At 72.8% G+C, this 6,652-nt stretch carries 5 protein-coding genes; 2 read left to right on the top strand and 3 right to left on the bottom strand.

The window, feature by feature from the left end:
• Positions 1–31: 31 nt before the first annotated feature.
• Entirely contained in the window at positions 32–517 is a 486-nt protein-coding gene (locus ABT247_RS30485) for a ribose-5-phosphate isomerase (RefSeq protein WP_350748994.1), read from the bottom strand.
• Between the two features lie 47 nt (positions 518–564).
• Entirely contained in the window at positions 565–1,164 is a 600-nt protein-coding gene (locus ABT247_RS30480) for a biotin transporter BioY (protein ID WP_350748991.1), read from the bottom strand.
• A 265-nt stretch (positions 1,165–1,429) separates the two neighbouring features.
• Between ABT247_RS30480 and ABT247_RS30475 the strand changes: the two genes are divergently transcribed.
• Positions 1,430–2,857 carry an amino acid permease gene (locus ABT247_RS30475; protein ID WP_502892532.1) on the top strand — a complete coding sequence of 476 codons (1,428 nt, stop codon included), beginning with the start codon at positions 1,430–1,432 and terminating at the stop codon, positions 2,855–2,857.
• 114 nt (positions 2,858–2,971) lie between these two features.
• Here the strand turns inward: ABT247_RS30475 and ABT247_RS30470 are convergent, their stop codons facing one another.
• Positions 2,972–3,604 carry a mycothiol-dependent nitroreductase Rv2466c family protein gene (locus ABT247_RS30470; RefSeq protein ID WP_350748988.1) on the bottom strand — a complete coding sequence of 211 codons (633 nt, stop codon included), beginning with the start codon at positions 3,602–3,604 and terminating at the stop codon, positions 2,972–2,974.
• A 222-nt stretch (positions 3,605–3,826) separates the two neighbouring features.
• On the opposite strand from ABT247_RS30470, the gene pepN reads away from it, so the two are divergent.
• Positions 3,827–6,439 carry an aminopeptidase N gene (gene pepN / locus ABT247_RS30465; RefSeq protein ID WP_350748985.1) on the top strand — a complete coding sequence of 871 codons (2,613 nt, stop codon included), beginning with the start codon at positions 3,827–3,829 and terminating at the stop codon, positions 6,437–6,439.
• Positions 6,440–6,652 lie beyond the last annotated feature (213 nt).

Genomic DNA, 6,652 nt, shown 5'->3' with positions numbered 1-6,652 from the left:
GCCGGCCGTCGTGGGCGGGTGGGGGGCGGGATCAGCCCTGCGGGTGGTGGGCCGGGATCGGCGGGAGCTCGCCGGTGGTCTCGTACTCGCTCAGCATCTCGATCCGGCGGGTGTGCCGCGCCTCGCCGCTGTACGGGGTGTTGAGGAAGACCTCGACGAACCCGGTGGCCTCCTCGAGGGTGTGCATCCGGCCGCCGATGGAGATCACGTTGGCGTTGTTGTGCTGACGGCCGAGCTCGGCGGTCTGCTTGCTCCAGGCCAGCGCCGCCCGGACGCCCTTGACCTTGTTGGCGGCGATCGCCTCGCCGTTGCCCGAGCCGCCGATCACGATGCCCAGGGCGTCCTCGTCGGCGGCGGTGCGCTCGGCGGCGCGCAGGCAGAACGGCGGGTAGTCGTCCTCGGCGTCGTAGATGTGCGGCCCGCAGTCGACCGGCTCGTGGCCGGCCCCCTTCAGCCACTCCACCAGGTGGTTCTTCAGTTCGTATCCGGCATGGTCGGAGCCCAGGTACACGCGCATGCCATGAGTGTGGCATGCGCGTGCGACCCGGCCCGACAACGGGGGCGTCAGCGCCTGCCGAGCACCTTCCAGGCCAGCGGCAGGGCACCGGCCGCGAGGGCCGCCTTGAGGGCGTCGCCGACCAGGTACGGGTAGAGGCCGAGCTCGGCGGCGCGGGCCAGCGACACGTGCAGGGCGAACGCCAGGTACGGGACGCCGACCGCGTAGATGGCCAGGCTGCCGAGGACCATGGTGACGGCGGTGTTCACCGGCGTCCGGTCGGCGCCGCGGCGGGCCAGCGCGCCGGTCAGGGCGGCGGCGAGGACGAAGCCGATCACGTAGCCGAAGGAGGGCATCGCCCAGCCGGAGGTGCCCTCGGCGAACCAGGGCAGGCCCGCCATGCCGGCCAGCAGGTACAGGGCGAGCGAGGCGACGCCGCGGCGGGCCCCGAGCGCGGTGCCGACCAGCAGGGCGGCGAAGGTCTGGCCGGTGACCGGCACCGGCGAGCCCGGGACGTTCACGGACAGCTGCGCGGCCGCACCGGTGAGCGCGGCGCCGCCGACCACCAGGGCGAGGTCACGGGCCTGCGCTCCGACACGGGTGGAGGCGGCGGGCAGCAGGTCGGCGAGGACGGCGCGGCGCGCTATCGGGGTGGTGGCAGTGGCCATCGGGATCCTCCGTAAGGGTCCAGGTGAGTGAACACCTGTGAACCTACGCGGTGATCCACTGCCTCGCCGCCACGGTTTCGGACAAAGCCGGGCCCTCGGACGTTGTCGGAACCGGCCCCTCGGCACGCTCCGCGACCACTCCGTCACGGTGGGGTGTGCTCCGGTCCGCATGGTGGGCCGGAAGCGGCCATTGTTGGCATGACCCGGGAGCCCACCGGATATTGGACAGCTCATGTCGCATTCCGCACAGTCTGGACCCACCCCTATGGCCCCCTCCTCCGCGTCGACGGCGCCCGGGACCACCGACGCCGACGGCCGACCGGCCGACGGCCCGGCCTCCGGCAGCCAGCAGCTCAGCCACGGACTCAAGCAGCGCCACCTGTCGATGATCGCCCTCGGCGGCGTCATCGGCGCCGGCCTCTTCGTCGGCTCGGGCGCGGGCATCGCGGCCGCCGGTCCGGCGATCATCCTCGCCTTCACCCTCTCCGGACTGCTGGTCATGCTGATCATGCGGATGCTCGGCGAGATGTCCGCGGCCCGTCCGGCCTCCGGCTCCTTCTCGGTGCACGCCGAGAAGGAGATCGGCCCCTGGGCCGGGATCACGGCCGGCTGGATGTACTGGGTGATGCTCTGCTGCGGCGTCGCCGCCGAGGCCACCGCCGCCGGAAAGATCGTCAACGGCTGGATACCCGGCGTCTCCGCCTGGGTCTGGGTCGGCCTCTTCATGGTGTTCTTCTGCGCCAGCAACCTGACCGCGGTGAAGAACTTCGGCGAGTTCGAGTTCTGGTTCGCCACCGTCAAGGTCGCCGCGATCGTCGCCTTCCTCGTCCTCGGCGTGCTCGGCGTCACCGGGGTCCTCGGCCCCGGCGCCCCCGGCACCGGCAACCTCACCGGCCAGGGCGGCTTCCTGCCCACCGGCGTCAGCGGGCTGATCGTCGGCCTGCTCGCCTCGGTCTTCGCGTACGGCGGCCTGGAGACGGTGACCATCGCCGCCGCCGAGTCCGACGACCCCAAGAAGAACGTCGCCAACGCGGTGCGCACCGCGGTGTGGCGGATCGCGATCTTCTACATCGGCTCGATGGCCCTGGTCGTCACCCTGGTCTCCTGGAAGGACCCGGCGGTCGTCGCCGACGGTCCGTACGTCACGGTGCTGCGCCACCTCGGGGTGCCCGGCGCCGGCGCGATCATGGAGGTGGTGGTGCTGATCGCGCTGCTGTCCGCCATGAACGCCAACATCTACGGCGCCTCCCGGATGGCGTACTCGCTGGTCGGCCGCGGCCAGGGCCCCAAGGCGCTGGCCAAGGTCAGCGGCGGGGTGCCGCGCCGGGCGGTGCTGGCCTCCTGCCTGTTCGGCTTCGGCGCCGTGCTGGCCGCCAAGTTCTGGCCCGCCACCGTGTTCACCTGGCTGATGAACACCACCGGCGTGGCCATCCTGGTGGTCTGGCTGTTCATCTGCATCGTCCAGCTGCGGATGCGCCGCCGACTGGAGCGCGAGGCGCCCGAACTGCTCACCGTGAAGATGTGGGGCTACCCGTACCTGACGTGGTTGGCGATGGCCGCGGTGGCCGGCATCCTCGCGCTGATGACCACCACCGAGGGCAACCGCCAGCAGCTGTACGCGGCCGGGGTGCTGGTCGCGCTGCTGATCGGGGCGGGCCTGCTCAAGCAGCGCCGGGACGCGGCGGCGGGCTGACCCCGCCGGTCCGCCTCAAAGGCCTGGAACAGGCGCCGAGAGGGCGCCGAGAACACGCGGAAGGGCCCGGTACCGAGCACGGTACCGGGCCCTTCCGCGTGCCGGGGCCGGGGCCTACTCGAAGGACGGGCCCGCCGTACGGGTGCGCTTGATCTCGTAGAAGCCCGGGGTGGACGCCACCAGCAGGGTGCCGTCCCAGAGCCGGGCCGCGGCCTCGCCCTTCGGCGCCGGGGTGACCACCGGGCCGAAGAAGGCGACCCGCTCGCCGTCCGCGCCCTCGACCGCGATCACCGGCGTGCCGACGTCCTCGCCGACCAGGCTGATGCCCTCCTTGTGCGAGGCGCGCAGGGCCTCGTCGTACGCGTCGGTGTCGGCCGCGTCCGCCAGCTCGGCGGGCAGACCGGCCGCGACCAGGGCGGCCTGGACCGTCTCCCGGTTCTGCGGCAGGCCCTGGTTGTGGAAGCGCAGGCCCAGCTCGGTGTACAGCCGGCCGAGCACCTCCTCGCCGTGCTGCTCGGCGGCCGCGATGCAGACCCGCACCGCGCCCCAGGCGTTGTCCAGCAGCTCGCGGTACTCCTGCGGCAGGTCGCGGTGCTCGTTGAGCACCGACAGGCTCATCACGTGCCAGTTCACGTCGACCGGACGCAGCTGCTGGACCTCGATCAGCCAGCGGGACGTCATCCACGCCCACGGGCAGGCGGGGTCGAACCAGAAGTCGGCGGTCTTGCGCTCAGCGGCAGTCGTCACTGGGTGTCGTCCTTCATGAGGTGGTCCGAGGCGGCGGGGGTGCGACCCCCATCCCGAACCCAACACCCGTCCCGCGCCGGTGATTCCGGCCCCGGCCCGGCAGCCTGTGCAATGGTACCGGCCGGGGCGGGCGTGAAAGGATGCCCCTGCGTGCGCGACGCACACCGCGCACCGGACATCCACAGACGCACCACCGTGCGAGCCGGACAAAGGAGTACCGCCGTGCCGGGCAAGAACCTGAGCCGCGACGAAGCACAGCAGCGAGCCGGCATCCTGGCCGTGGACGGCTACACGGTCCACCTGGACCTGACCTCGGCCCCCGATCCGGCCGCCGCCACCTTCCGCTCCACCACCACCGTCGCCTTCCGCTGCTCCCAGCCCGGCGCCGCCACCTTCCTCGACCTGCTCGCCCCGGCCGTCCGCTCCGTCACCCTCAACGGCCGCGCCCTGGACCCGGCCACCGCCTACGACGGCGCCCGGGTGCACGTCGACGGCCTGGCCGCCGAGAACGTCCTCACCGTCGAGGCCGACTGCGCCTACAGCCGCACCGGCGAAGGCCTCCACCGCTTCGTCGACCCGGCCGACGGCGAGACCTACCTCTACACCCACTACGAGCCGGCCGACGCCCGCCGGGTGTTCGCGAACTTCGAACAGCCCGACCTGAAGGCCCCGTTCAGCTTCACGGTCACCGCCCCGGCCGACTGGGACGTGCGGTCCAACGCCCCGCACGAGCGCGTCGGCGCGGCCGGGCCCCACCCGTCCGAGGACGGGCGGGCAGCCGAGGCGGCCGGCGCAGGCACCGCCCGCACCTGGGAGTTCGCGCCGACCAAGCCGATCTCCACCTACCTCACCGCCGTGGTGGCCGGCCCGTACCACGTCGCCCGCGACCACTACAGCCGCGAACTCGCCGACGGCACCACCCTGGAGATCCCGCTCTCCGCGATGTGCCGCAAGTCCCTCGCCCCGTACTTCGACGCGGACGAGATCCTCGGCGTCACCAAGCTCGGACTCGACTTCTTCCACGAGGCGTTCGACTTCCCGTACCCCTTCGGCAAGTACGACCAGGCCTTCGTCCCCGAGTACAACATCGGCGCGATGGAGAACCCGGGCTGCGTGACCTTCAAGGAGGAGTTCGTCTTCCGCTCGAAGGTCACCGACGCCGCCTACGAGTCCCGCGCCAACGTCGTCCTGCACGAGATGGCGCACATGTGGTTCGGCGACCTCGTCACCCCGCGCTGGTGGGACGACCTGTGGCTGAAGGAGTCCTTCGCCGACTTCATGGGCTCCTACGGCCTGATCGGCGCCCGCACCCGGTACTCCTCCGCCTGGGTCACCTTCGCCAACCAGCGCAAGGCCTGGGCCTACCGGCAGGACCAGTTCCCCACCACCCACCCGATCACCGCCGACATCCGCGACCTCGAGGACGCCAAGCTCAACTTCGACGGCATCACCTACGCCAAGGGCGCCGCCGTCCTCAAGCAGCTGGTCGCCTACGTCGGTTCGGAGGCCTTCTTCGACGGCGCCCGCCGCTACTTCCAGCGCCACGCCTTCGGGAACACCGAACTCGCCGACCTGCTGGACGTGCTGGAGGAGACCAGCGGCCGCGACCTGAAGAGCTGGGCCGCCGACTGGCTGCAGACCGCCGGCGTCAACGCGCTCACCCCGCAGGTCACCACCGACGCCGAGGGCCGGATCACCGAACTGGCCGTGCTGCAGGACGGCGACGTGCTGCGCCCCCACCGGATCGCGGTCGGCCTCTACGACCGGGACGCCGACGGCGCCCTGGTACGCACCGGACGGATCGAACTGGACGTCACCGGCGCCCGCACCGTCGTCGCCGAGGCCGTCGGCCGCCCCCGCCCGGCGCTGGTGCTGCTCAACGACGAGGACCTGACCTACTGCAAGGTCCGCTTCGACGCCGACTCGCTGGAAACCCTGCGCACCGGCCTCGGCGACATCCACGACGAGCTTGCCCGCGCGCTCGCCTGGTCCGCCGTCTGGAACCTCACCCGGGACGGCCTGATGCCGGCCCGCGACTACGTCGCCCTGGTGCTGCGCTTCGCCGGCCAGGAGGGCAACATCGGCGTCCTCCAGTCGCTGCACGCCCAGGCCAAGACCGCCGTCGACCTCTACGCCGCCCCCGAGTGGCGCGCCGAGGGCGCCCGGCAACTCGCCGACGGCGCCCTGCGCGAGCTGCGCGAGGCCGTCCCCGGCAGCGACCACCAGCTGGCCTGGGCCCGCTTCCTGGCCCAGACCGCGGGCGGCGCCGAGCACCTCGGGCTGGTCCGCGGACTGCTGACCGGCAGCGCCCGGATCGACGGGCTGGAGGTCGACCAGGAGCTGCGCTGGTCGCTGTGGCTGGCCCTGGCGGCCGCCGGGCAGGCCACCGACGAGGAGCTGGCCGGGGAACTGGCCGCCGACAACACCGCGGGCGGCAAGCGCCAGCACACCCTGTGCCTGGCCGCCCGGCCCACGCCGGAGGCCAAGGCCGCCGCCTGGTCGGCCGTGATCGACTCCGACGAGCTGCCCAGCGCCCTGGTCGAGGCCAACAGCGCGGGCTTCGCCATCCCGGCCCAGCGCGACCTGACCGCCCTCTACGCGGCGCCGTACTTCAAGCTGCTGGAGAAGGTCTGGGCCGAGCGGACCATCGAGATCGCGATCCGGATCGTCGGCGGCTTCTTCCCGATCGCCCAGACCGACGAGCAGACGCTGGCCGAGGCGGACGCCTGGCTCGCCGGCCACCCGCAGGCCGCGCCCGCGCTGCGGCGCCTGGTGCTGGAGCGCCGGGACGACCTGGCGCGTGCGCTGCGGGCGCAGGCCTGCGACCGGGTCTGACCGAGCGGTCCGGGCCGTCCGGGCGGTCCGGGCGGCCCGGCCCGGGCTCTGTCCGGGCTGCCTGACCTGCCCGGCCCTGCCCGGCCCTGGGCGGTCCTGGGCGGTCCCGGCCGGTCGTTCGGACGGCCTCGCCCCGAGGGGCCCGCGGTGCGCGAGCACGGCGGGCCCCACGGTGCAACCAAGGGGACCGCCATGCGAACGCAGCCATCGTAA

Source organism: Kitasatospora sp. NPDC001539, from assembly GCF_040298565.1.
GTDB lineage: Bacteria > Actinomycetota > Actinomycetes > Streptomycetales > Streptomycetaceae > Kitasatospora.
Note: the sequence above shows the minus strand (reverse complement) of the source record. Positions and strands in the feature narration are given on the sequence as shown.

Coding starts and splice junctions, on each gene's coding strand:
- ABT247_RS30485 (WP_350748994.1), bottom strand. CDS start 517: ATGCGCGTGTACCTGGGCTCCGACCATGCCGGATACGAACTGAAGAAC.
- ABT247_RS30480 (WP_350748991.1), bottom strand. CDS start 1,164: ATGGCCACTGCCACCACCCCGATAGCGCGCCGCGCCGTCCTCGCCGAC.
- ABT247_RS30475 (WP_502892532.1), top strand. CDS start 1,430: ATGGCCCCCTCCTCCGCGTCGACGGCGCCCGGGACCACCGACGCCGAC.